This is a genomic window from Veronia pacifica, assembly GCF_001707825.1.
GTDB classification, from domain to species: Bacteria; Pseudomonadota; Gammaproteobacteria; order Enterobacterales; family Vibrionaceae; genus Veronia; species Veronia pacifica.
The window spans coordinates 1-24,879 of the sequence record NZ_LYBM01000041.1 but is presented as its reverse complement, the minus strand read 5'-3'; the positions used below and the strand labels follow the sequence as shown (position 1 = coordinate 24,879).

Sequence of the window (24,879 nt, the reverse complement as noted above, 5' to 3'; positions counted from 1 at the left end):
GTCATTGCGATTCCTTATGGCTGTTATTTTTAGGTTTGGATTAATTTTTTGCTAAGTACAATTCGGCAAATTCTCTGAGTACTCTTGCATTATCCGCATGATGAGGGTTACCGCATCTATGGCCGTCAAATGTTATATCAGGATTTGAGTATGCGTGGATTATATTTGGCTCATAGGTCATAATTGTGCCTCTACCAGCACATACTTTTCCGAATGAGTACGGTTTTATCGGTTGTCCACGTTGCGCCTTAAAAGCGTTAATAGATGTGAATTGGTTTATTTCTATCAGTGTTTTGTGGTCGTGATTTGCTCCGCTTAAATGCCCAATTTCGTGTTCCATTACATCGTCATCGCATTTAAGCCTAGCAACGAAGTGATTCGAGCTTGCCGATGCAAAACCACAAAACTCCGACTTAAAGCCATTTTCGAATCGTCCGAATATAATTCCGTTGAAGATAGGAACCCCGGCTGCGTCTATATCTTGATATTCAATATTATTTTCCATTTCTATAAGTAGAACAGTATTATCCACTTGGCTTTCGGTAAACCATGAGCTGTCGATGGGCTTCACATAGCTTATAACAGTCACTTTTCTCCGCATTGGTATGCAGGAATTCTGAAGCACTGTATTTGCATTCTCTTGCCATGTATATATTTCAGTTTTTACATCGTCTCTTGAGAGATCTTTAAGTACTGACTTAGATATATATAGGTGGACCTCCGTTTCTAGTATTTTTTTGAATTCGCAACTTGGATAGTTAAGATCTCCCTCAATAGCATGAAGCTTGGGTATTAAGGTGCATGTGATGAGTAGGAATATGCTTTTGAGAAAAGACTTGAACAACACTTCTATCTCCTTGGCTTAACTTCACCTTTGATCGTTGGTCGATCATAGTAGTTAAAGTTTCTCAGCCTAAAGAGAGATATTCTGATATACGTCTAGCCTTTTCGACCCAAATCTCGAACGTCCGTAGTTAGTGTGATGAGCTGTTCTGTATGCGCTCTCAAAAATCAAATTGGCTTTATCGGCCGATACTTTTCCACGAGAAAGAATATGCGGTGTTCTAAAGATATTGAGAGGTCTTCTGCCCAGAGTTAACATGTTTCGTTATCTCTGTTTTGTGTGGTTAGGGAGCGTATTTAGTTGCCTACCGTTTTCCAGATCGATGGGATAGTCGTGCTCAGCCCTCTCGCCCAATCACCAAATACTTGGTTCTGTGAGCAAATGATTGCCATCTTGTTTAGATCGAACGTCTTCTGTATTAGATCAAACTCCAACTATTTGCCGACGATAATTTCGGCATAACCTGCATCAGTAAATTTTACTTGCCTCACGACTTGTGTTTGCGATGGGAAACGCAAAGATTACACTTTTGACTAAAAAACCTTATATCTATTGGTTGATATTTAGACAGATAACCCAATAAAGTTTGATGAAAAGGACTGTAAATGCAGGAGGCATAAATGGAATACCTTGTGGCGGTCGTGTTATTCGCAGTGACATCATCTGCGACGCCTGGACCCAACAATTTGATGGTGATGACGTCAGGCCTCAATTTTGGCGTCAAGAAAAGCCTGCCACTGTTGACGGGTATTTGTGTCGGTTTTTTTGTCATGCTTTTAGTTGTCGGGCTTGGGTTTGGTCAGCTGTTTGATCGATTTCCTGACTTACACTTCTGGATTAAGTGTGTGGGGACGATTTACTTACTTTACCTTGCCTGGCTCATTGCTCGTTCGGGAGATATTTCAGACTCTGCGGGAGAGAGTAGGCCACTGACTTTCATGAAGGGTGCATTGTTTCAGTGGGTAAACGCCAAGGCCTGGGTCGTCGCAACAGGCGCTATTGCTGCTTTTACGTCGACGGGTGGTGATTTTTACAGTCAGCACTTTATCATTTGTGTGACGTTCCTATTTGTTTCATTTCCCGGCGTTGGCATTTGGTTGTTGTTTGGATCGTTAATCAGAAAAGTGCTTAGCACTTCAAAATACCGCATAGGGTTTAACTACTTTATGGCGTTGTTACTCGCGCTGTCTGTTGTACCCGTATTGCAGGATATTTTTCACAGTATCGCCATCAGACAGTAGGGTATCTCTTTTATTTAAGCGCAATCGTGTTACTAGCCGCCATGCTAATAGCAATCATGACAAATTTGTAGTGCTCCGATCTCAGTGTATTAGTGATGTGAGCGACAACTCAGATACTTTTTACCATTCACTGATGAGAGCAGCGTCTATGCCTTTGTCATGATCACTTTTGCTTAAAGGGGTTAAGTGCTGTTACATCAGACAAGGTTGTTTAATCCAGAATTAATGACCAACTCTTGGAAGAGAGATTCGAACTCTGCCTGTGCATCATTCAATGCCAGCAAGATTGTTGCCGCCACGGCATACTTACCGTCTTTGATCGCATCCCTGAGTCTACTTTGTATGTTCTCAATTTCTTTTCTTTTGACGATAAGGTTGGGATGGGAGTTCATAGTTTCCTCTTGCTTAATAAATGAATATCGAACGGTGTTTTTATACTCAAAAGGAGGAGGGGTTTAAAGTACTTTTAACTCTTTTTTTCTTTTTTCGTCTTCTTATTGAGATGAGAATACCATAGGAGTGTCCAAGTGTAGGAGAAATTTATACGTTTTTATCACTACGTATAAAAAGGCCTACTCTGAGTAGGCCTTAAAGTGTTCAGGTTATGAATATGCTTATATAAGCATAAAAAATCAGTTACTCTGATCGCTTATCCTGACCTTGATGGTGAACAAATACAGGTTCAGAGTAATTTGGAACGTTATCATAGGTAAAGACGGCATAGTATTTACCGATATCATGATTGCTAAAGTTATCCAGCGTATACGCGTCTTTACCGCCATAGAGCTTTACCCCATCATGGGGTGAGCGTGGCGGATGGAAACGGTTTCTCACAACATAACAACCGACAAAATCCTCGTCTTCAGGATTTGTCCATGTCAATTTCAGTTGATTGTTCTCTATGCCATAAGTCAAATCAGTAACCGGTGCAACAGGGTGGTTACGACGATTTATACAATGAATGATCAGTTCAGAATTAGCTCCCTGTTCTTCATCAACACGCCATTGTACTTGCACATTGCTGGCCTGAGACTCCGCAGTGGCTCTTATCAGAAAGTAGAAAGGTTTATTTTCTGCATGAAGTCGGCCTAATTCACTGAGGCTATAACTATCAAAGATAAAGTAGTGAGTACTTTGATCTTTCAGTTGGTTGTTACTGACCTCATAACCGATGTACTCGATCTTGGTTCGTTTACGAACACTTTGATAATCGACATCTTTCAGTTCTACCAGTTCGACGGTAAAGCGAATATCTTTGCCTGTCGCCAGTGCCCCTTTGTTGCAGAGCTTGAGGTAGGCTTGCGTAAAGACAGTTTTTGCCGGATCTGGTAAACCCTCTGGGGAGAATTCCATCTGACCGTAAATAATTTTCCCCTCAGCATCAAAGCCAGATGCCAATTTGTTCTCAGTGACTTCCTGACTGCAGATGGTGTTTACCTGAGCAGGTGCAAGAGCCAGTCGGGTTTTGGGTAACTGATAAAGAAGCTCAAGGTTAGGGCGATAATGAAGACCGCTGCCAAATGGCCCATAGCCGATATCAAATTGCATAACCTGAGAGTCGTTGCCCAATGGTAATTGGCTTGGCCCTTGAAGACGGAGCAGCACGTTGCCAATGGTAAGTAGCTTTTCAAGCAACTCACGTTCAACACCATTGAAGTTCCATTTCAGCCAAATCCCTTGTGTCATTCGATCTGATTTAATCGTTACTCCAAGGGTGTGAAGTGGGGTAGCATTGGCGATCTCTTGATAGTCCTGAATATCCGAGAGTGTCGTGGGATCAAGCAGTGAGACAGACCATTCGCCATATTTCTCTATCTTGGTGTTCACACGGTTCATCGGGTAAAGGGAAAAGCAGGCGTTAAGAATGGTTGAGCCTTCAGGTATGCTGCTCACATCAAAACCGATAACGCCGTAGCTGATGCCGCGCTTAACGTCCACGCCAGCAAACATAGAGTTATAGCCGAAATGCTCTTTGTTTTTCGCACCACCATTTTGCCCAACATAGCCCACCTGTTCTTTGGCGGGAAAAACAGTTAAGGCGCACTCATTATCCGCAAGTCTGGTTTTTAGGCGGAGTTCTGGGCTGAATGGCGATTTAACGCGGGTAACTTTATCGACAGCCCGGATATTGTAGAAATAGAAACGGCCACTTTTCAATTGTGTATCTCTGAACGAGAGAGATTTGGTCACAGTGACCATATTTTCTTCACCGCACATACTTTTATTGGTATCACTCCGATATATCTCGAAGTAGATATCGTCGCGCTCGGGGTATTCCCACTCAAGGGTTACGCTATCGCTTTCGACGTGCTGGATAGTGAAATTTTGAACCCTGACAGGGGCAGCGGGTGAGTAGTTAATGGCTTCACTGAGTGCATGGATCAGAGCGGGTATATTTTCATCTATACTCTCTGCCATATTTTTCAGGTAGTCAGGAATATTACGGGTTCCTACCTCGACGACGGTAGAGAGTATGCCTTTGCCATAATAGTATTCGCGGCCACTACCATGTATTAAATTGGCTGGTGGCTTGCCTCTGTGTATCCCGTATTGTCGACCAGTGACCTTCTGAATTTCGTGGTTCATATTGGCACAGAGCACATTGAGATCGGTGCCGTCAATTTCTGCTTCGTGATTAAATTTGTGTGCGGGGAAAAATACATTGCCCTGACTGTGATAGTCCAATGCGATGCGGATGTTCGAGTGTCCTTCAACGAAATCACGAATGGCACAGGTCTCTGGTTCAGAAAACGCGTGTGGTCCACCGTAGGTATTCGATGCCGTATTTTGATTTCGCATGAACTTGGCATCAAAGTTTCGGTTGAGGTCGACACCAAATGTTCCATCGCCATTGTTACGCCGATTTTTTCGCCAAAAAGAGAAGTGATTTCGTGAAAATTCAAAACCATCGGGATTTAGGCAAGGCACCATGTAGACAGTGTTTCGACTCAACGCCTCGCGAAGTTTTGGATTAAATCTGTAATTATCAACGACGTACTGTACAAACTTAATCGCCAATTCATTGCCAATCCACTCACGGGCATGAATGGATCCTGTGTACAGCATGGCGGGTTTATCATCTGCATAGGCCACCTCGTTGGAGATGGTCATGAGCATGATGTGTCTGCCTTCCCATGTTTCACCAATGCTCTGTAAACGAAAGAGGTGAGGGTGCTCTCTCATGGTTTGTTTTAGAAAATCTATGGTTTCCTGGTAAGAAGCGTATTGAACTTTCATGGGGCCTCTCTTAAAAAAACACCGGAATGAGATTCCGGTGTTTGATAGTAAAAGTGAGTGTTGACGGTGTTTAGGCTGGTTGCTGTTGCTGCTGCCAGCTTTCTACAATCAGTGCCAGTTTTTTCTGTTTGAGGTTTTTGACTGCGCAGAGTGTTTCAGGCTGGGTGTTTATAGCTTCAACAAACCCTTCAGCACCAAAGTGTTCGATGATGTCATCGACCATTTTTCCACCAATGCCTTTGATGCTCGATAGAAACTCTCGAAGCTTTTCGTCATCGAACTCAGCAGGTGAGTAACTGCCTAGTTCAGCGACTTCTCCTTGTTCATCTGCACCAGGTACTGGCTGGAGTGCCTTGGCTTGAATGTTGATTGCTTTTAGTTTGAAGTTATCCTGACGGTTCCAGACTTCACTTGGCCATTCCTCTTCAGGACGATACTGAGTATCGATTATAGGGAAGCCCATCTCGTCAAGCTGAGTAAACAACTCATCACTGTCCCTGCTTGGTGTATAGCTGGAGAAAGTGATATGGCGCATGGTGCGCAGTAGGCTGGAGTCAATTTTGCCCAGCTCTTCCCAGTTATACATTGGGATATTAGGTTTTCTGAATTTGCCATCAGACAGCAGCCACATTAGATACTGTCCGATCCAGTCTCGGATATATGGGAAGGCAGCAAAAGCGGTTGCACATTCCAATATGCGAAGCTTGCCATCTTTACCAAGTGCAATATCACAGGCCCAGTATTCTGCGTTTGCCGCTTTTGAGGCTTTCACAGCAAGATCAAGGACGTCTTTTGGTATATCCTGATAGTCCATACTGCCGCCCTGACTGGTATTTGTCAGCCATTCACCTTTTGGTGGACGACGCCAGAAAGCACATACAGGTTTATGACCGACCAACATGACGCGAATATCGGCTTCCATTGGCACAAAATCCTGTACATAGACGGGATAGTATTTTTTTTCAGCCAGTAGGGTTTTGGCCTCTTTATAGCTATCTACTTTATGAACAAAATAGCCGCCATAGTTTGATGGACCATAAGATCGTTTAATGATCTTTGGATACTGAGTATTGACCAGATATTGTTCTGCCTGCTCAGGAATATAGAAGATCTCTGTTTTAGGCACAGGTAGATCGTATTTATGACAAAAATGGGTAACGTTCTCTTTTGATTTGTTCGAGAACTGGCTATCCAGCGATGGCAAAAATCTTACGTTCGGTAGCTCACGTGCAATATCGCGGAACGTTTCATACGCTGTGGCCGGGATGTTCCCAATCAGTATGTCGATTTTCTTTTTCTTAACTTCAGCAACGAATCTGTCTTTGTCGTTACCCCAGTGATAGGTAACGGTTTCGATCTTGTCCGGCCAGCCTTTGAAATTCGATTTATCAAAAAAGCGGAGTACATAGTCCAGATACAGCAGGCCAATTTTGGGCAGTTTCTTGTTGTTATTCATTGTTATTACGCTACCTTGATCGTTTGTTCGCGCGCTTTGTAATGCACTGTTCTCTCTAGGAGGTCGACCAGTGCGTCGATTTTGTATGAGTTAAAGTTAATACCGAGTTTTTCTTGTTCTGGTGTGGCGAAGGCAGGAATAGTATTCACTTCCAGCACCACATACTCTTCTCGTTCACGGTCGTAGATAATATCGACACCAGCAACTTCAAGACCCAGAATCTTGGCTGCTTTTACTGCAAGTTCAATTACTTCCTGATCCGGTTCGCGGACAAAAACGGAACCGCCGCTCGTGATGTTGGTCTTCCACTCGCCTCTCGGCGCTTTGCGTCCATAGCATCCGACAAATTTGCCATCGACAATATCAACACGAAAATCGGTGTTGTCGTAATTCACAAACTTTTCCAGATAGAAGTAGCGAAGGTCGGTTTGAGAGATGAAAGGAAGAACCGTTTTGAGTGATTCATGGCCTTCGATTTTCACAATACCTGAGCCACCCCAGCCATCGATTGGCTTGTAGATCATTCTACCGCCGAAATCATTCAGAGCCTGCTTCAAACCATCCTCGTCATCACGCCCACATAAGCGGTAATCAGGCGTTCTCACGCCGTGAAGCGTCAATAAATGTGAGGTTTGAAACTTATCTTCGGCGATAGCAAAAGAATCAAAATTGTTAATTGTTGGCGTTACCTGGCTGACCATCTGATAGAGATAACGTTGGTAAGGAGTTTGTTCACCCGCGTTATAGCTCAGAAATGCATCTAAATCATCCATAGCGGTATCGTTACAAATAATTTTTCCATTTTTCACCTGTGCATGTTTAAGGTCCAGACCTGTTACACATGCAATGTTACGCTCTTTTAGCATTTCGACGATTTGACGTTGTATTCTTTCTCCACCTCCATTTCGGTATAGCCACAATCCAACTGTGCCCAAAGACATATATTTACTCCTTTTAAAAAATTGGCTCTGTTGAAAATCGCGAGTAGGCTAAATCAATTTTAAAATAAATTATGTGACCGCTGCATTAAAAATTAAGGTTGATTTTTAAATAATAAAATCATTCACTAACGGCCATTAAAATTACATTTTTTTGCGTTAAATATAAACAGAGGGAAGGTATTAATTGTGTCTAACATGCCAATGGAAATAGATTATAACGAGCTGGCCGAGTTGATAAGATGTAATTCTTACACCAAAAATAAGGCTGGCGTAGACCGCCATGGTGAGCAGATGATCAGCAAGTTTGAGGCTATCGGCTTTTCTGTTGAGCGCTTTACCAGACAGGAGATTGGCGACCATCTGCTCTTTTCTTCAGCTAAAGTGCCTGGGGAAAAGGTCTTGCTTATTGGGCATCTTGACACTGTCTTTCCACCAGGTACTTTCACTGACTTTTCAGAAGATGCAGAGTGGATTTATGGTCCGGGTGTCTGTGATATGAAAGGTGGAAATTATGTTGCGTTGAGTGCATTGAGGCAGTTGCATGAAGAGTTTAGTGAAATTTTCAACATTGATATGCTTTTGGTCAGTGATGAAGAAACAGGCAGTGATGATAGCCGCGAATTAACTGCTCGCCTTGCAAAAAATTATGACTATTGTCTGGTATTTGAAGCGGCTGGAAAAGAGCATGAAGTTGTTATTGGTAGAAAGGGAATTGCAACATTTTCCATTGATATCAAGGGTAAGGCGGCACATGCGGGTAATCATTACCAAGACGGGGTAGATGCCAATTTTGCCTTGGCGAACTTACTCATTGGCCTTAAGTCTCTGACAGACCTTGATAAAGGAACAACGGTGAACCCGGGTAAGATATCAGGTGGAATTGGTGCCAATACCATCTCACCAAAAGCGCAGCTGAGTGTCGAAGCGCGATTCACCAATCAAGCAGAAAAAGCGCGTGTTCTTGATGAGATTGAGCGCCTATGTCTTGATGCTGAAAAATTTGGTGTTGTGATAAATCTCTCTGGTGGTGTGCAGCGAGATGTTATGGAACCCAATAGTGAACAGTATGAATTGTTAGGCAGGTTAACTGAGTTGCTTGGTGCGCCGTTACTGACAGAATGTCGTGGTGGTGTCAGTGACGCAAATGTCACTGCAGGCGTTGGCACGACAACACTGGATGGCTTTGGCCCCTTCGGCGATGGTGATCATACCATTCATGAAAGAGCATCAAAAAAGAGTTTTGAACGTCGAATTTCTGAAGTGAAAAATATACTGAGATATTTGATGAAATAGTTTTTTTAAAATAAATTTTACTGGTAGTAATATGATTTTCACTACCAGTTTATTTATTAATTAACCTCATTTTTTTATTTTTTTAATATGATATTTTTGCGTGGTAAATATTATTTATTAATAACAATGATAAATACAGTGACTACGATCTTTTTTATAGAGTAATTTGTTATGGTTAGTTACGATTTAATAACAAAACAAATAATAGTTGTTGTGAAGAGTTGATGTTCATCACTTTATTGGTATTGAGCTTCTTTTTTGCTCTTTGTTCTTTGTTTTTGGTGATGATGGTGGATATCGGTATTTAATGTGATCCATTCGTATCAAGAGGCGTGGCGGCTTGAGTGAGTGCAGCGACCGAGACCATCGCAACGCTGCCTACATTGACATCAACAACGACTTTTTTGTGCAATGTCAACGCAGACATGCCAGACATTCAATGCGCTCCGTTGCCCTTGCACAACGATTATGCTGCTACCAGCTAAACCACTCGCTATGTCTACACAATGAATTCAATATTCATTATTCGGTCGATCAGCAGTGACAAAGCGGCAGGCTGGTGCTTTCTTTGTCGGTAAAGTAAGAAAGCTTGTGAGGGAGGCGGAACATATTCCTCCATAAGGCTCTGCAAGGTATCTGTTTCTCTTGCGTACACACTGGGGATGGCCGCAATTCCAACACCCGCCTCGACTGCTTTGATGAGCATCTCAGCATCATTGATACGCATTTTTGCTTTCGGCCTTACCACATGAGCCTGTCCATCTTGGAAAAGTGTGAGGATAGGTGATGAGCTTAACGTCAACCAGCGATGTTGCTCCAGCTCAGAGAGTGTTTTGGGTGTTGGGTGCTTCTCAAGATATTTGTTACTGGCATAGATCTTAAATGCTGACTGAAAAAGCGGTCTCGCGACGATGTCAGTGCGTCCAGCGGTGCCAAATGCCAATACCAAGTCTCTGTCAGTTTCAGGAACAATGTCTCCGAGTGTCAGCTCAATATCAATAGTGACGTCCGGATACTCATTTAGAAATTTCTCAACATGTGTCGATATTTGGTTACGGTACAAACTGTAGGGCAGAAGAAGTCTAAGGTGACCTTTTATCTGGCCGCTGTGTTGCAAAAAACCCTCGATCTGATTTTCAGCAAATCTGATCTCATTTGAGATCCTTTGATATAACTCCTCGCCATCATGAGTTGGCACCAGCTCCCGACTCTGTTTTTCCAGTAAGCGAATACCTAGTCTGGACTCCAGTTGTGATAAACGGCGAGAAACTGTTGAAACTGGCAGCCGAAGGTGACGGGCTGCATTCTGCAGCGAACCTGCATCCACAACCTGACAGAACAGGTAGAGATCATCCATGTTTCCAAATATGGAATTCATAATTGAGATTTTCAATATTGTTTCACATATTGCTGATTATTAAGCTTGGTTGACAAACTAGCAAATTGAGGTTCTTAATCTATGACAAAAGCGCAACGCCTGCTCACAACCTTTTTGTCCTCGCTTTGCATGGCATTCTTGATGTCTGGAATCATTACAGCCATCAACACGGGTATTGATGGAGAGTTAGTTTTCCGTTGGATGCGGAGCTTCGCCATGGGGTTTCCTATTGCATTGGTGATCAGTGTTATTTTGCTACCGAAAATACGGCAATTCTCAGCATATCTTTCACGAACGAGGGATAAGCCAGACGGAGGTAATTGTTAACCAAAAGCTGGATTAGCGTTTATTGAAAGGTCAAAATATGAACTGATCGGTGCGAATTCAGGCTAAAAATCCATATCTTTCAATATTTATTTGACATAGATCTCAAATGACGGGCTTAATGCCGTTCCAGTTATAACCATTTCTGGTATCAATTATGAAAAGTCTTGCTTTCATCCCTCTTGCGTTCACAGCTCTTCTTGTGACCGCTTATACGCCCTCAGCAATCGCATGGAATTATCAGGGGCATGTCACTATTGCTCAGATCGCGTATCAGAATCTTGATAAGGATGTTCAGAAAAAAGTCGATGCTCTGGCAACCAAAGCATATAACTCGATGCCTGACCATATTCTGGAGAAGATGGAAAGTGTTCAGGGCGCAAGTAAGTTTGCCCGTCTGGCTATGGTTCCCGATTTAATCCGAAATATGCCAGCAAAAGACGTTTGGTTGTTGATGGGAGAGAGGATACCTGAGTCGGTTAATGGCTGGGACGATAAAACAACTGGCGGCTGGCATTACATCAATCAGGCATATCCCGCCAAGTCTGATTGTGAATTCGTCAAAGAGCCAAATATCGTTATGGTAAATGATGCACTCTATGCGTCTTTCAAAAGGCACCCCAAGGCCGCAACCATGATGTTTCTGAGCCATCTTGCTGGTGACGCTCATCAACCAATGCATTCAGTTACTCAAAGCACCAGTGAACTTTTATGTATTTCTGATTTTGGGGCCAATAAATACTCATTGGATGTTGCTCAAAAAGACCTTCATCATTTTTGGGATAGCGGTTTGGGATTTCTCGAACAACCATTCAATGTTGACAAGATGGCAAAAGAACTACAGGTGGCCTTTCCAAAAGCATCATTTAGCCAGGGACAAGGCAACGTGAGTAGCTGGGTAGATGAGAGTTATCAACTGGCATACTTTGCTTACAACACGCCAAAGGGGCAAAAGCCAGGGAAAACGTACTATAAAAAGGGAACCGAGATGGTCAGACAAAGACTCACTCAGGCTGGCTACAGGCTTGCGGGTGAAATGAACGAGGCACTGGCAACAATAAACAGATAGCGTCTCGGATGTAGACCTTATATTTTGTTATCAGACTATCCTTAATAGCGGCGGAGCCTCGGGTGGGGGTTTCCGCCAGCTGATATGTTTTTAAACTCGATATCTTCTTCGTCATAGAACTCGGTTTCATCGAAGTCGTCATCGTCGTCAAGATCGACTTCATCAAGATCATCGTCCTCAGAATCATCCTGATCCGTGTCTTCTTGTCCCTGGTGCTCTTGTTTTGCCGTGATCTCTTCGTCATCCGTCGAGAGTTCATCCGTTTCGCGATAATCTTCAGGCATGACGACTACCACGTACTTTCTGGTCACTGGGTTCCAGACAACCTTACGTGTTCGATCATCGTCAGGCGCTCTGTGAAACTTGTCATTGTTCTCATCCATACCGCCGAGATAACCAGCTCCACGAGCGCCCTCTGGATGCTGCTTAGTCTCTGACATTGCTCCGGGTGTAGAGAGCGCTGACGCACTCAATGGCGGTTTGCTTTGCACAAAGGACATGTCACGCTCCGCTGTTGACCTATTAATCCTAGATTAGAGATTGCAAAACTTTACCGAGATGGGTTCCATAACTTGCAGGAAAGTTCCAGTGAAAAAGTGATGGGATAGATGTGAGGAACGGGAGCATAGCACTCCCGTAGAGTGAATTCAGGCGAGACTAAGCCCCCCATCTACAACTAGTGTATGTCCTACTATATAACGAGCGTTTTCTGAACATAACCAAGTGATTGCATTTGCTATTTCACTGACTTCAGCAAACCGACCAGCGGGAACCTTACGGGAGACGGTCTCTTTTAAAATGTTGATGGCTGTTTCGTTTCCCTCTTGCCACCTGGGTGTCCATGTAACGCCGGGAGCAATCGCATTCACCCTGATCTTCTTTTTTATTGCCTCTAGTGCTATTGACCGGGTAAGACCTTCTAAACCATGTTTAGCCGCTGAATACATGGCTGCGGATGGAGTGGGACGGGAACCATTGACGGAGCTGACGTTTACAATGGCACTGTCCTCTGTCATCAATCCTAATTCGTATTTGAGACAAAGGGCATGCGTCCAAAAGTCACCAATCAATGTGCCATAAAGGCTATCTATGCCGACCTCTTCATAATTCCCCTTGGAGGCCAGCTGTGGAGAGGCATTATTAATGGCGACATCGAGACTGCCATAATTTTCTCTGATATAGGCAAACATACTGTCTACGCGTTTTACATCTTTTAAGTCGACGCATAGATAATCGACTGCTGAGAGATCTGAGTTAGTTGCCAGTACTTTATTCCAGTTGTCCTCGTTTCTGGAACAGGTTATGACTCGATAGCCCAACTGACTGAGCTGGATGACGGTTTCTAATCCGATACCACTGGTGCCGCCGGTAACAAGTGCATTTCTCATATGCTACTCCCTTAGCCGCTTTTGCGCAGAAATTCACCCTCAAGTACAGTTGTTTTTCTGGCTTGTTCATTTTTAGGTTGATGTGTTTGATAGTGTCTGTTTGCGAGCGTGACTAAAATGTCAAGCTGGTCGCGGATACTGCCCCGTTGCTCGCTGATCACCCGCCAGGCTGCGTCACAGTAAACGCTGGGTTTGTCAGACGTTATATTGATTAGAACCTGTCTTATCGCCTGATAACTCTTTTGAGCGCGCCGAGGATCAGCAGCAAACGCGTAGTTTATACACTCTTGCCACTTTGGGTGGTGCAACATTTTCCATATTCGGTTTGCAGCAATGTTTCGATCACGCATTGATAATTCTTGTAGCGCGTTATTTATGTGCGACTTTCTTGAGTTTCTGATCCAGTCTTTCATCCATTTTTGTTGAGCAACAATATGGGTGACAATAGGTAATGCAATCACATAACTAATTAAGTTTATGCATAACAATGTACGGTAAAAGTCTTCGTGAGACAGGCCGTGAAAAATAATGGTGCACGCTATAGTCAGTGTAAAAAATAAAAATAAAGACGATATGCCTACTCTCAAATTCCATTTAGCTTTAGATATAAAATCAGGCATTTTTCTTATTAGTCTGGCGTAAGATAATCGGCCGATGACAAACTCAGAAAAATAAGGAACAGTGAATCTTGGTGTGTTCATAGGCTCCCCCTTCCGTAGAATCACAATCGACATAACATTAACTTAACGTAAATATGCCTAAATTTGTTACATGTGTCCCGATATTTTTGCGTATTGATTGTCAGGTCTCATTTTTTAGAACATGTCCTCTTACCACTTATATAAGCGTGATTAATAATTATTATCAGCCATTACTTTGTACGGGAAAATAAACAACTATACCGAATTTATTTTGTATTAATTAATTAGTATTTGAACTCTAAATAATGAGTGTTTATGAGGGTAAATTAACAAAATATAAAAAGTTGGGGAGAGGGGAATAGTGCCAGTAATGAATATAAATTCATTCATTATGCGATATTATTTTTCAGTGCGAACTGAACACACTCGATTATCGATTTGACGCCGAGCTTCTTTTTCATTCGGAACCGATGTGTTTCGACTGTCCTGATACTTATCTTGAGAGAACCTGCTATTGATTTATTACTCTGTCCTGCAGCAATTAAGCGTAAAATTTCTGTTTCTCGAGCACTGAGGCGGGATGGATATGTGTTTGTTTCTTTTCTATCGTCACTTTTCTCAGCTGATGCGCTTCCAAATGGCGTATCCAAATACTCACCTTTTGTAATATGTATCAAAGTATCTGAAATTTTAGACATAGGCCATGACTTTAAGAGATAGCCAGAGGCGCCTGCATTCATTAGCGTGTCGGCGAGAGACGCATCATCCAACCGTGTCAGGATAACTATTTTTAGGTTAGGTAACTGTTGATGAAGCCTTGTAATAGTATTGAGAATATCTACACCCGGCAGAGTCACGTCGGTCAGCAGAATATTTGGGGTAAGAGACAGTGCTTTTTTGATTGTGATATCACCGTCTGTTGAAGAGCCAACAACAGAAAAATGATGATACCTTTCGAGTTGATCGATAAAGCTTTCTTGAAAAAGTGTGTGGTTGTCAGCCAGCAGTATCCTAATCACTCACATTACCCCTAAACGAAACCTTTTGCGGTTACATTACTTACCGTTTGTTGCGTTTCGACGTTAAATCTCTGTATTTATGATACAAAATTGGTTGCAACACTGAGTATATTGATCTGGTTTGAAGAGAATAGATCTCGTCGGTGGAAGCATCAAATAGAGGAGAGAAGTCGGAGTGAAAGAAAGCCGGGTGAAACCCGGCTGTGAGGAGCGATTATTTATTATCCTTTTCGGCTGCATTCCTTGTGGCTTCAAGGCTTTGAATTGCTTTACCAAATAAGGTATTGGTTTTGTACTTTCCTTTTGCATCTGCTTTGCCTACTGGCAAGCCCATCATCAGCTCTAAGGCTTCAGTGACGTGATCAATGGCATAAATCTGGAACTGACCTTTTTCAATTGCATGGACAATATCTTTGCGCAGCATCAGGTTATGAATGTTTGATTTAGGAATGATCACACCTTGAGTGGGTTTTGGCCCCTTAATGGTGCAAACATCAAAGAATCCCTCAATCTTCTCGTTTACTCCACCGATCGGCTGTGCTTCACCAAACTGATTCATGGAGCCAGTGATCGCTAAATCCTGTCGCACAGAAATGCCTGAAATAGCAGACATGACAGCGCAGAGTTCAGCCATTGAGGCACTGTCACCATCGACACCGCTGTAAGACTGCTCAAATGTCAGATGCATAGTGAGAGGAATCTTAGCCGTTTTACCTAATAATGAGGTCAGGTAAGCAGTAAGAATCATAACCCCTTTGGAGTGGATGTTTCCGCCAAGGCTTGCACTGCGCTCTATATCCAGTACTTGTCCGTCACCATATGCAGTGGTAGCAGTGATCCTATTCGGACTGCCAAAACAAAAATCATTGGTGGCTAATACGGATAGGGCATTGACCTGACCTACTGATTTCCCTTTGGTATCAATCAGGGTGGTACCATTATGGAAACCTTCCATAAAGTGATCACGCAGTCTGCTGACCCGCATATCTCGGTTTGCGAGTGCCTTTTCAACGTGCATCGCGCGGATCATCGTAGCCTTACTCTGTATTGCATGATAGTTGGCTTCACGGAGCAAATTAGCAATGTCTGCAGAGTGGAGTGATAGCTTGAACTGATCGTCCGCCCGACGAGAGCTGTGTTCGATGATTCGAGCAATTGCGCTTTTGTCACAATGCCTCAGATCACTTTGATGACAGATGCTGGAGATGAACTGGGCATATTTCAGCTCAGACTCATCATTGCGCGGCATATCATCTTCAAAATCTGCGTTAACACGGAATAGCTCCGCAAATTCAGGATCATAATTTTGCAGGGTTCGGTACGTTTGATAGTCACCAAACAGAATGATTTTCACATCCAGTGGAATCGGCTCTGGATCAAGGGAAATAGTGCCACTTAGACTGACTTCCCGCTCCAGCGAGCTCAGGGTGATTTTTCTCGCACTGAGTGCTCGTTTAAGGCCGTCCCAGACATAGGGGCGCTCAAGCACTTTAATAGCATCAATGAGCAACACACCGCCGTTTGCTTTGTGAAGGCTTCCAGGACGAATCAGCGAGAAGTCAGTAAAAACAGTTCCCTTGAAGGTCGCGTTCTCTACGTAGCCAAAAATATTATGGTATGAGGGGCTGTCCTCGATAACGACTGGCGGTTGGCCTTCTTCCTGCTCAACCAGAATATTGACCTGATAGCGTCGAGGCAGCTTCTTGTCCAGCGCAGCATAAGCGAGAGCGGCTTGATCTTCATCTTCTTCAAGAAAGATATCGAGGTTCTCAAGGATGTCGGCTTCCATCGCTTTGAGATACTGTTTGACCTCGGGTAGTGATTTATAGGTTTTTTTCAGCTTACTGATATGATGAGAAACGACTTCAGATGCAATTTCTTCGTCAAGGTGCTCTTGTTTGTCTGCATAGTCTTCTTCCCATGCCGAGATCTGGCGAATCAGTTCGCGCAGTTTTACTTGCAGGTTACTAATTGCAATATCAAACGCTTCTTGCTCTTTCAGGCTGAGTGCATCAAAGGTTTCTTCTGAGTGAGGCTCGTCTCCGTTGAGGGCAATAAACTGATAATCGCCCTGAGAGGTGACCGAAAGACTGACGTTAGATTTTTTTGCATCTTCAGACAGCGTTTGGAGCCCCAGCTCCTGACGCTCAGCCAGTTGATTTTTGAGTAAGTCAGCCCGTGAATAATACATTTCATTATCAAAGGCGAGTGGAAGAGACTTACCCAACTTATTCATAAGTTGTTCGATATCTTTTCTGAGTTTACGTCCTTGTCCAGCAGGCAACTTGAGAACCTTTGGCGAACGCGAATCGTCAAAGTTGGCGACGTAGCACCAGTCAAATGCGCTCTCACACGGCACCCAATGGCTCTTTAGGTAACGCATTACCATAGTGCGTTTGCCAAGACCATTCTGTCCGATAGCGAAAATGTTATAGCCTTTTTCTTTAATCGACATGGCAAATTCAACGGCATGTCTGGCACGATCCTGTCCCACGATCTCTTCGAGAGGTTCAAGATGTTTCGTTGATGAGGCAGTTAATTTTTTTAAGTCTGCGGTGCGATAGAGCTTGTCACTGGTTAATGGCTTCTGTGGCATATGGCTCTCCTTTCGCTACATATTTCGTATTTCAGTGTAACGCTGTTAACTGACTGATTTAGAGCCTTTCTTGGCGGGGAATTGCAGCAATGTGGACTAGCGCACTTATTTTAGAGTCAGATGATTATTCTGTGAGCGATGATAGCGTGCAGAAGGGATAAGGTGCGGATAACCTCGGCGTTATCCGCAATGACAAAGAATAGATAAGTCGCTGGAAAGGGAAGATTACGCGCGAGTAAGGCTTGATTTTGCTTTACTGAAAAGCTGGAAAATACCTACCAGTATCAGCCCTGCCAATAGGCCGATAACTCCATTCAACAGCGTTGGAAGCACGGCAGAAATAATATCGCCCACCGCCGGGATAAGCGCAGTTTCTCTTGCAGCGTCAGTGATCACCTCAGAGAGAAGATGAACCCCGTGAGTCAGTATTCCCCCACCTACCAGAAACATAGCGAGGGTACCAACCACAGAGAGGCTTTTCATCAGATAAGGTGCAAAGCCAAGCAGCATAAGACCGAAACGTCTCGCGGCGACACCCAAATTTCCCGATCTCTCTGACTGGCTCAAGTAAAGCCCAGCGTCGTCGATCTTGACAATTAACGCTACCAGTCCGTAAACACCTATGGTCATCAGCAAGGCAATAGTGAAGAGGGTAACCACTTGAGTAACAAAAGGTGCCGATGCAACTACGCCCAGGGCAATGACAATAATTTCAGCGGACAAGATAAAGTCTGTCCTTATTGCGCCTTTGATCTTGGTGGATTCATAACTCGCCGCGTCAAGCGTGATTTGATTATGGTCACCAGAATCAGACTGATCTTCTTTTTTGTCTTTGCTGTGTAAGGCGATATGAACGACTTTCTCCGCGCCTTCAAAGCATAGAAATAAGCCTCCCAGCATGAGAAGAGGCGTAATGAGAACCGGCATAAATACACTGATGAGCAACGCTGAGGGTACAAGGATTAGCTTGTTCAGTAGTGAGCCTTTAGCGACGGCCCAGACGACAGGTAACTCTCGGTCTGCGGTTACGCCGGTAACCTGTTGAGCATTAAGGGCGAGGTCATCACCCAGCACCCCTGCGGTTTTTTTTGCCGCCACTTTGCTCATTACGGCTACATCATCAAGAATTGTCGCAATGTCATCCAACAGTGTTAACAAACTGGCTCCGGCCATACTCTCTTCCTCTTACAATTAACCGACCAGTGATTCAACACGCTGTAAGAAGGTATCTATATCTTCACGTGATATGTCTTTATGAGTGACCAGTCTCATGCACTTATGAGCAGGAGAGAAGAGAATGCCCTCTTCCTTTAACTGGTTGGCAATCGCTTTAATATCTATGTGGTCAGCGACATCGGCATAAACCAAATTTGTTTGCACGGGATAAATAAAGGTATTGAAGCCGGGAATCGCGCCGAGTTGCTCAGAAAGGTAGCGGGCATTGCTGTGGTCCTCCGCCAGACGGTCAACATTTTCAGTCAGCGCCATCTTACCCGCAACGGCAAGGATCCCCGCTTGGCGCATACCGCCACCAACCATTTTTCGGAGTCTTCTTGCGCGCGCGATAAAAGCGGTATCGCCGAGTAATAATGAGCCAACAGGTGCTCCCAAGCCTTTAGACAGACAAATGGTCATTGAATCGAAGTGTTTACTGATCTCTGTGATATCGACTCTGAGCTCCACCGCTGCGTTGTAAGCCCTTGCACCGTCAAGGTGTAACAGAAGATTATGCTGATCAACAAACTGACGTGCTTTGGCCAGATACTCTAGGGGAAGGACCTTTCCACCAATCGTATTCTCAAGACTGAGCAGTTTCGTGCGGGCGAAATGAAGGTCTTCAGGCTTAATTGCCGCTGCAAGCTTATCAAATGGAAGCGTACCATTCTTATCATTTTCAATAGGTTGAGGCTGGACTGAACCTAAAACAGCAGCGCCGCCCGCTTCATATTTATAATTATGAGCTTGTTGTCCGCATAGATACTCATCTCCTCGTTCGCAATGAGACAAGATCGCGAGCAGATTTGCCTGAGTACCAGATGCCGTAAAAAGAGCGGCTTCAAATCCATGCCTGTCGGCGGCCCATGCTTCAAGATCATTTACGCTGGGGTCATCTTGGTATACGTCATCGCCAACCGGCGCTTCAGCCATGAGCTTACGCATACGATTGCAAGGTTTAGTGACAGTATCTGAGCGAAAATCGAGCATGTATCCCTACCTGATATATAAATCCACCGTTCATGCCTAAGAGCTTAACGTTAAATGGAAAAAACAAAAAATGATTCTTTCGCCAAATAGTTGAGATTCTGTAACTTGAGGCAGGTTAATGCGAGGAAGAACAACATCCTGTACAGGCTGTCTGGGCTGACGATTATTCAATGAGACTAATAAATTCTGAATGCTTAGTACGTATTCAGACACTGATGTTAGGAGTTTCTCACTGTATGAGATGAAGTGGGTGCCTTTAGATATCCGCTCATTAGATACGCACACGTTTATAGTAGAGATTAATTTTAATGGCTTCTTATGTGTCGTTAACTGTGTAATGATGATTGTCTTATTTTTAATATGATCATGTACATGGAACTGAATTTTTCTGATTTTTCTAGTCATCAAATTTATCACTTAATGACGCAAACCATTATTCCACGCCCGATAGCTTGGGTATTAACTGATTCAGGCGAAAAAAACTATAATTTAGCGCCTTTTTCATACTTTAGTGCTGTCTCCAGTGCCCCTCCATTAATGATGTTTTCAGCGGGGAAAAAGCCCTCTGGTGAGATTAAAGATACTGTCAAAAATGTGGTGAATACCAAACAATGTGTGATTCATATTGCATCTCAAGAAGATGCAGATTTAGTGACCGCAACGGCAGCAACTCTTGAGCATGGTGATTCAGAGGTCTTAGCCAATGAAGTTGAGTTGGTTGAATTTACTGGTTTTGACTTACCACGAATAAAACACTGCAGTATTGCTTATGGTTGTGAGTTGTTCGAAGTAAAAGAGATAGGTGATACACCACAGTCATTGGTATTTGTTCAAGTTAAAACTTTACATATTAATGACGAAGTAGTTTCGCTTGATGCTAAACAACGTTTAAAAGTGTTTGCTGACAAAGTATCTCCCCTTGCAAGACTAGGTGGAGGTGAGTATGCGGGCATCACTGAGCCTTTTGCTATTGTGAGACCTCAATAAAAATTACCTTATTTACTGGCGCACAGAACACCACTGTGCGCGTTACTTTAGACATGTCATTATTTAAGCTATACGAGGTGTTAAATTTTTCCATGTTGAATGTTCGCCCATCTTTTTTCTAGTTTGAAAATAGTGAATGCATAGCAAAAGACGACAATGATAGGCTGACGGATAAAGCTATTTTCTGGACTAATAATGAACGCACAGGTACATGAAATAGTTCTGCTTATGGCATGAAAAATACAGACCTTAAGTTTACAAATCGCACCATGCACCAACCACATTAAACCTGATTGAACGGCTATCGCAAAGGGTAATGCATAGGGGGTCTCAATCGCAAGACTGATGCTAATCACAAAAGTGAGAAACGTCATGCCTACAGCGGCTAAAAATATGCTGTCGAAGGGGTTTCTTTCAGCGCCTTTTTTGAACTTTATGTCTTCTCCTGTTAATTTAGTAAGCCCTAATATCAAATGAACAATAGAACCCGTACCAATATAAATTGCCCAAGTTTGCGTCTGTAGAGTAAATGTAAAACCTGTGGCAATAAGTAAACTCCAAATAATCATGCCTGCCAAAGGGATAGCAGTAAACCTAGGCTAAAGCTTATGAAGTTAGGTAGGAGCCGTTATTGTCAACGTATCAGATTTGCTACCTGCCAAGTCAGTCAAAAAAGCCGCTGGGCATGAGCGGCTCTCTTGTGGTTTTCGCTGACGTCTAGCTTTTTAGCAGTTGCCAGTATTTGTCATAGATTCTGACAGCGTCACCGACATCATCGGTAAACTCGCCGTTTTCAACATCTTTGTCGTCAGGAAATATCGTCTTGTTCTCAGTAAACTCTTTCGAAAGTAACTCTTTCGCGCGCTTACTCGGTGCCGGATAGCCAAGTTCTTCCACCATAGCGGCCTGATTTTCAGGTCGGTACATGAAATCAATAAACTTATGGGCGAGTACTTTCTGCTCGGCGTGTTTTGGAATAATGAAGTTATCCATCCATAGAATGCTCCCTTCTTCTGGGTAGATAAAGTGTATATCCTCCATCTCTCCCTGAGCGAGATAGGCGTTACCGTTCCATTGCTGACCTATACCAACTTCACCCGTCACAAAAGGAACATGGGGTGCGTCTGAATTATAAACGACGACATTGGGGCGGAGTGATTTAAGACTCTCATAGGCCTGCTTGATTTCAGCTTCACTGCGGCTATTCACGCTGTGTCCGTTTGCTTTGAGTGCCATACCAAACACATCCCGGGCATCGTCCAGTAGCATGAGCTGACCTGCAAATTGAGGTTGCCAAAGGTCTGCCCACTTGGTGACACCTTTGCCATCCACTAATTCACCATTGTAACTTATGCCTGTCACACCCCAGATATAAGGCAGTGAATAGTCATTGTTTTTGTCGAACGGTTGATTGAGTAATCCAGGGATCAGATCTTTCAAATGAGGGATTTGTGACTTGTCGATTTTTGCTAGCATGCCTTCTGAACTCATGCGATCAATGAAGTAGGTAGACGCAAACGCAAGATCATAGCCTTTCCCATCCAGCAGCTTGAGTTTGGTGTACATAGATTCGTTATTCTCGAAGGTCGAGTAATTTACCGAAACATGATATTCCTTCTCAAACGCACGAATCACCTTCATTGGCATATATTCTGCCCAGTTATAAATGTTCAGCACTTGCTCGTTTGCAGAAACTGAAAAAGAACACATTGCGGACAGTGCGATGCTTGCCGCCTTCACCTCTTTCGAAAAAATCATAGTTGTCACAATCCTTATAAACTGTCCCACCGATGGAACTGACTGTGAATCATATTTTTTTTTGCTTTAGAGTCAACACTCTGATTACTGTCACGTAAAAAATGCAACATTGCTACAATATTTACACTTGATGGTGATAGAGGTTAGTGCCAAACTGCCCGCGTTTTTTTTCTGTCATCCCACGTTGTTTATCAGGGCCTGTAAAAATTTATGTCAGTAAAGCACGACTTATCGAACAGTTATTACCACAAGACAGCCAATCCTTTTGATCCTCATCCTTTCCTTGAGGGTGATATTCAGGCAGATGTCTGCATTATCGGGGCAGGTCTTACTGGCATGAACGCCGCTATTGAACTGAGGAAAAAGGGCTTGAGTGTAGTGGTGCTCGAGGCTCAACATATTGCTTTTGGTGGTTCAGGCCGAAACGGAGGGCAATGTCTGGTGGGCTACTGTCTTGGCTTACGCGACGTTGATGACGCTTATGGCCGAGAGTGGGGCAAGCAACTGTGGGATTTGTCGGTAGAGTCCGTTGATATAGTTCGCGACCGCATATCAGAATTTGATATCGATTGTGACTTTCAACCCGGATACATTGAACTGGCTTTGAATGCCTCGCAAGAGGAAGAGCTTAAAAGCTGGTTTGCGCTCAAACAGGGAGACTATCAATATCCAAGCGCCCAGTGGTGGGATGCCGAAAAAGTCTCTGAGGTTGCCAATACAGAGCGATATCTCGGAGGGTTATTCGACAGTAACAGCGGACATCTTCATACGCTAAATTACACGCTAGGTCTGGCTAAGGCTGCACGATCTCTTGGTGCTAGAGTCTTTGAGAACAGCCCTGTAAAACAGATCAAAAAGGGCAAGGTCAACGAGGTTATCACGGACAAAGGACGGGTATCTGCCAGTCAAGTGTTGTTGGCCTGTAACGCTTATCTTGACGGCCTTGATCGACGAGCTCAGTCTAAAGTGTTACCCGTGGCTTCATATATTGCTGTTACTGAACCTTTGGGCGAGAGAATGCCAATCACTAATAGGATGGCGATGTCAGACCTCAATAACTGTATCGATTACTATCGTCCTACCGCAGATGGAAGGCTGCTGTTTGGTGGCGTAAACCACCCTTTCAATGGTGAGTATAAAGATAGTCAGGAACGACTGCGTCAGCGTATGCTGAAGGTATTTCCTCAGTTAGACGATATAAAAATGGAGTATCACTGGGGAGGGATGTTTGCCGTCACTCGCAGTTATATGCCGGAGATCGCCCATCTTGGCAATGATATCTATACGGCTCACGGTTACACCGGACACGGTGTGGGGCTGACAAATATTGCAGGCCGTGTGGTGGCTGAGGCAATGGCGGGTCAGGCGGGTCGCTTTGACGTCTTTTCACGTATTAAGCAAAAATGGATACCAACACCAGAGGTGCTGAGGAAGCCTGCCCTGGCGATGGCCATTTGGAAAGCCCAGCTTGAGGATAAGCTGTCAAAGTAAGTACAGTTTCAATACACAATTAAGCCTGTCATTACGATGGGCTTTTTTGTATTTGATTCGTATTTACTCTTCACTGAATAATTTGTATCCCCTATACAACCATGCGGTGCCGTAAATAGAAGGCTGGGGGACTGACTGATTGAGGAACTGATGCATCAACAGGACTTGTTTGACCAACCAGGCAGGATAGAACTCGATGATGAGAGTTGGCTTCTTTGGTACCCAGAGTTTTATCCGCTTCATCATGCCACCGATTTGTATGACTGTATTGAGAATACGTTAGCCTGGAGCCAGTTACCCGTAACAATGTTTGGTCGCAAATTGCTCCAGCCCAGACTGCAGGCATGGCATGGTGATCATGAATACACATACTCAGGCCTGACTCTTCCACCGAGCCCCATGCCGGACGTACTTAACGAGATAAAATCTGAGTGTGAGAAGGTCTCCCAAGCTACTTTCAATTCTGTGTTGGTCAATTACTACCGTGATGGATGTGATTACATGGGATGGCATCAAGATAATGAAAAGGAACTCGGTGAAACGCCGGTGATTGCATCAGTCAGTCTTGGTGAAACTCGGCGATTTGTATTACGGCATCTGAAAACCAAGGAGAAAAAAGAATTTGAGCTGAACTCGGGCTCAATGCTTGTGATGGGGGGAAGAACTCAGACATTCTGGCAACATACAGTGCCGAAAACAGCCAAACCTCGGCGTGGGAGAATTAATCTCACTTATAGAAAAATCATTTCTAACCACTGATTCTGCTTATTTTGCTACCGCTATGTTGCTTTTTTATAGCTTTTGGCGGCAGATTGACCTAACGGCAAGGTTTTACAAAATTTATTGTTGACTCGATCAAGCTAATGCGTAGAATGCCCACCCGTACCGCAGCGGAGGGCAACTTCCTAAAGCGGTAAACAAAAAAAGGCGCGTTGGCAGAGTGGCTATGCAGCGGATTGCAAATCCGTGGACCTCGGTTCGACTCCGGGACGCGCCTCCATTTCACTTAAA

At 43.8% G+C, this 24,879-nt stretch carries 23 protein-coding genes and 1 tRNA gene; 8 read left to right on the top strand and 16 right to left on the bottom strand.

Features of this window, described 5'->3' with window-relative positions:
- Positions 1 to 40: 40 nt before the first annotated feature.
- Positions 41 to 847, bottom strand: coding sequence for a M12 family metallo-peptidase (locus A8L45_RS18245; RefSeq protein ID WP_245680762.1), 807 nt, complete (start codon positions 845 to 847; stop codon positions 41 to 43).
- Positions 848 to 1,464: 617 nt separating this feature from the next.
- On the opposite strand from A8L45_RS18245, the gene A8L45_RS18240 reads away from it, so the two are divergent.
- Positions 1,465 to 2,085, top strand: coding sequence for a LysE family translocator (locus A8L45_RS18240; RefSeq protein WP_068904797.1), 621 nt, complete (start codon positions 1,465 to 1,467; stop codon positions 2,083 to 2,085).
- Positions 2,086 to 2,282: 197 nt separating this feature from the next.
- On the opposite strand, the gene A8L45_RS18235 is transcribed toward A8L45_RS18240, so the two are convergent.
- The 4 genes from A8L45_RS18235 to A8L45_RS18220 all read right to left on the bottom strand — a co-directional run bounded on the left by A8L45_RS18235 (position 2,283) and on the right by A8L45_RS18220 (position 7,719).
- Complete coding sequence (locus A8L45_RS18235; protein ID WP_068904796.1) at positions 2,283 to 2,477, bottom strand: hypothetical protein; 195 nt, start codon at positions 2,475 to 2,477, stop codon at positions 2,283 to 2,285.
- Positions 2,478 to 2,721: 244 nt separating this feature from the next.
- The gene (locus A8L45_RS18230; RefSeq protein ID WP_068904795.1) at positions 2,722 to 5,322 is read right to left on the bottom strand and encodes a M14 family zinc carboxypeptidase; all 2,601 of its coding nucleotides are present in this window, start codon (positions 5,320 to 5,322) and stop codon (positions 2,722 to 2,724) included.
- A 70-nt stretch (positions 5,323 to 5,392) separates the two neighbouring features.
- A complete protein-coding gene (locus tag A8L45_RS18225; protein WP_068904794.1) occupies positions 5,393 to 6,778 on the bottom strand; it encodes an ATP-grasp domain-containing protein in 1,386 nt (461 codons plus the stop codon).
- Positions 6,779 to 6,783: 5 nt separating this feature from the next.
- On the bottom strand, positions 6,784 to 7,719 hold the full coding sequence (locus A8L45_RS18220; protein WP_068904793.1) for an ATP-grasp domain-containing protein: 936 nt from the start codon (positions 7,717 to 7,719) through the stop codon (positions 6,784 to 6,786).
- A gap of 195 nt (positions 7,720 to 7,914) precedes the next feature.
- Here A8L45_RS18220 and A8L45_RS18215 point away from each other — a divergent pair, with 195 nt between their 5' ends.
- Entirely contained in the window at positions 7,915 to 9,012 is a 1,098-nt protein-coding gene (locus tag A8L45_RS18215; RefSeq protein WP_245680763.1) for a M20 family metallopeptidase, read from the top strand.
- A gap of 304 nt (positions 9,013 to 9,316) precedes the next feature.
- Here the strand turns inward: A8L45_RS18215 and A8L45_RS25555 are convergent, their stop codons facing one another.
- Together A8L45_RS25555 and A8L45_RS18210 are read right to left on the bottom strand one after the other, a co-directional pair.
- Positions 9,317 to 9,448, bottom strand: coding sequence for a hypothetical protein (locus A8L45_RS25555; RefSeq protein WP_281181531.1), 132 nt, complete (start codon positions 9,446 to 9,448; stop codon positions 9,317 to 9,319).
- 63 nt (positions 9,449 to 9,511) lie between these two features.
- Positions 9,512 to 10,390: a LysR family transcriptional regulator gene (locus tag A8L45_RS18210; RefSeq protein WP_068904791.1), complete on the bottom strand. Its 879-nt coding sequence runs from the start codon at positions 10,388 to 10,390 to the stop codon at positions 9,512 to 9,514.
- Between the two features lie 81 nt (positions 10,391 to 10,471).
- Here A8L45_RS18210 and A8L45_RS23910 point away from each other — a divergent pair, with 81 nt between their 5' ends.
- Positions 10,472 to 10,717: a DUF2798 domain-containing protein gene (locus tag A8L45_RS23910; protein ID WP_083228408.1), complete on the top strand. Its 246-nt coding sequence runs from the start codon at positions 10,472 to 10,474 to the stop codon at positions 10,715 to 10,717.
- A gap of 154 nt (positions 10,718 to 10,871) precedes the next feature.
- Positions 10,872 to 11,783, top strand: a complete 912-nt coding sequence (locus A8L45_RS18205; protein WP_068904790.1) for a S1/P1 nuclease — start codon at positions 10,872 to 10,874, stop codon at positions 11,781 to 11,783.
- 41 nt (positions 11,784 to 11,824) lie between these two features.
- Here the strand turns inward: A8L45_RS18205 and A8L45_RS18200 are convergent, their stop codons facing one another.
- The 7 genes from A8L45_RS18200 to ltaE all read right to left on the bottom strand — a co-directional run bounded on the left by A8L45_RS18200 (position 11,825) and on the right by ltaE (position 19,632).
- Positions 11,825 to 12,283 (bottom strand): hypothetical protein, encoded by a 459-nt coding sequence (locus tag A8L45_RS18200; RefSeq protein WP_068904789.1) that lies wholly within the window; start codon positions 12,281 to 12,283, stop codon positions 11,825 to 11,827.
- Positions 12,284 to 12,430: 147 nt separating this feature from the next.
- Positions 12,431 to 13,171: an SDR family NAD(P)-dependent oxidoreductase gene (locus A8L45_RS18195; protein ID WP_068904788.1), complete on the bottom strand. Its 741-nt coding sequence runs from the start codon at positions 13,169 to 13,171 to the stop codon at positions 12,431 to 12,433.
- 11 nt (positions 13,172 to 13,182) lie between these two features.
- A complete protein-coding gene (locus tag A8L45_RS18190; RefSeq protein WP_068904787.1) occupies positions 13,183 to 13,872 on the bottom strand; it encodes a hypothetical protein in 690 nt (229 codons plus the stop codon).
- A 329-nt stretch (positions 13,873 to 14,201) separates the two neighbouring features.
- Positions 14,202 to 14,831, bottom strand: coding sequence for a LuxR C-terminal-related transcriptional regulator (locus A8L45_RS18185; protein WP_068904786.1), 630 nt, complete (start codon positions 14,829 to 14,831; stop codon positions 14,202 to 14,204).
- A 214-nt stretch (positions 14,832 to 15,045) separates the two neighbouring features.
- Entirely contained in the window at positions 15,046 to 17,427 is a 2,382-nt protein-coding gene (locus tag A8L45_RS18180) for a Lon protease family protein (protein WP_068904785.1), read from the bottom strand.
- 225 nt (positions 17,428 to 17,652) lie between these two features.
- Positions 17,653 to 18,600, bottom strand: a complete 948-nt coding sequence (locus A8L45_RS18175; RefSeq protein WP_068904784.1) for a DUF808 domain-containing protein — start codon at positions 18,598 to 18,600, stop codon at positions 17,653 to 17,655.
- An 18-nt stretch (positions 18,601 to 18,618) separates the two neighbouring features.
- Entirely contained in the window at positions 18,619 to 19,632 is a 1,014-nt protein-coding gene (gene ltaE, locus A8L45_RS18170) for a low-specificity L-threonine aldolase (RefSeq protein ID WP_068904783.1), read from the bottom strand.
- A gap of 372 nt (positions 19,633 to 20,004) precedes the next feature.
- Between ltaE and A8L45_RS18165 the strand changes: the two genes are divergently transcribed.
- Entirely contained in the window at positions 20,005 to 20,619 is a 615-nt protein-coding gene (locus tag A8L45_RS18165; protein ID WP_068904782.1) for a flavin reductase family protein, read from the top strand.
- 80 nt (positions 20,620 to 20,699) lie between these two features.
- Here A8L45_RS18165 and A8L45_RS18160 read toward each other — a convergent pair whose 3' ends face one another.
- Positions 20,700 to 21,197 carry a DUF7010 family protein gene (locus A8L45_RS18160; protein WP_217492180.1) on the bottom strand — a complete coding sequence of 166 codons (498 nt, stop codon included), beginning with the start codon at positions 21,195 to 21,197 and terminating at the stop codon, positions 20,700 to 20,702.
- A 139-nt stretch (positions 21,198 to 21,336) separates the two neighbouring features.
- Positions 21,337 to 22,377: an ABC transporter substrate-binding protein gene (locus tag A8L45_RS18155; protein WP_068904780.1), complete on the bottom strand. Its 1,041-nt coding sequence runs from the start codon at positions 22,375 to 22,377 to the stop codon at positions 21,337 to 21,339.
- 210 nt (positions 22,378 to 22,587) lie between these two features.
- Here A8L45_RS18155 and A8L45_RS18150 point away from each other — a divergent pair, with 210 nt between their 5' ends.
- The 3 genes from A8L45_RS18150 to A8L45_RS18140 all read left to right on the top strand — a co-directional run bounded on the left by A8L45_RS18150 (position 22,588) and on the right by A8L45_RS18140 (position 24,868).
- Positions 22,588 to 23,868 (top strand): NAD(P)/FAD-dependent oxidoreductase, encoded by a 1,281-nt coding sequence (locus A8L45_RS18150; RefSeq protein ID WP_068904779.1) that lies wholly within the window; start codon positions 22,588 to 22,590, stop codon positions 23,866 to 23,868.
- Between the two features lie 150 nt (positions 23,869 to 24,018).
- Positions 24,019 to 24,627 (top strand): alpha-ketoglutarate-dependent dioxygenase AlkB family protein, encoded by a 609-nt coding sequence (locus A8L45_RS18145; RefSeq protein ID WP_068904778.1) that lies wholly within the window; start codon positions 24,019 to 24,021, stop codon positions 24,625 to 24,627.
- A gap of 167 nt (positions 24,628 to 24,794) precedes the next feature.
- Positions 24,795 to 24,868: transfer RNA gene (locus tag A8L45_RS18140), tRNA-Cys, on the top strand.
- The last annotated feature ends 11 nt before the right edge of the window (positions 24,869 to 24,879 follow it).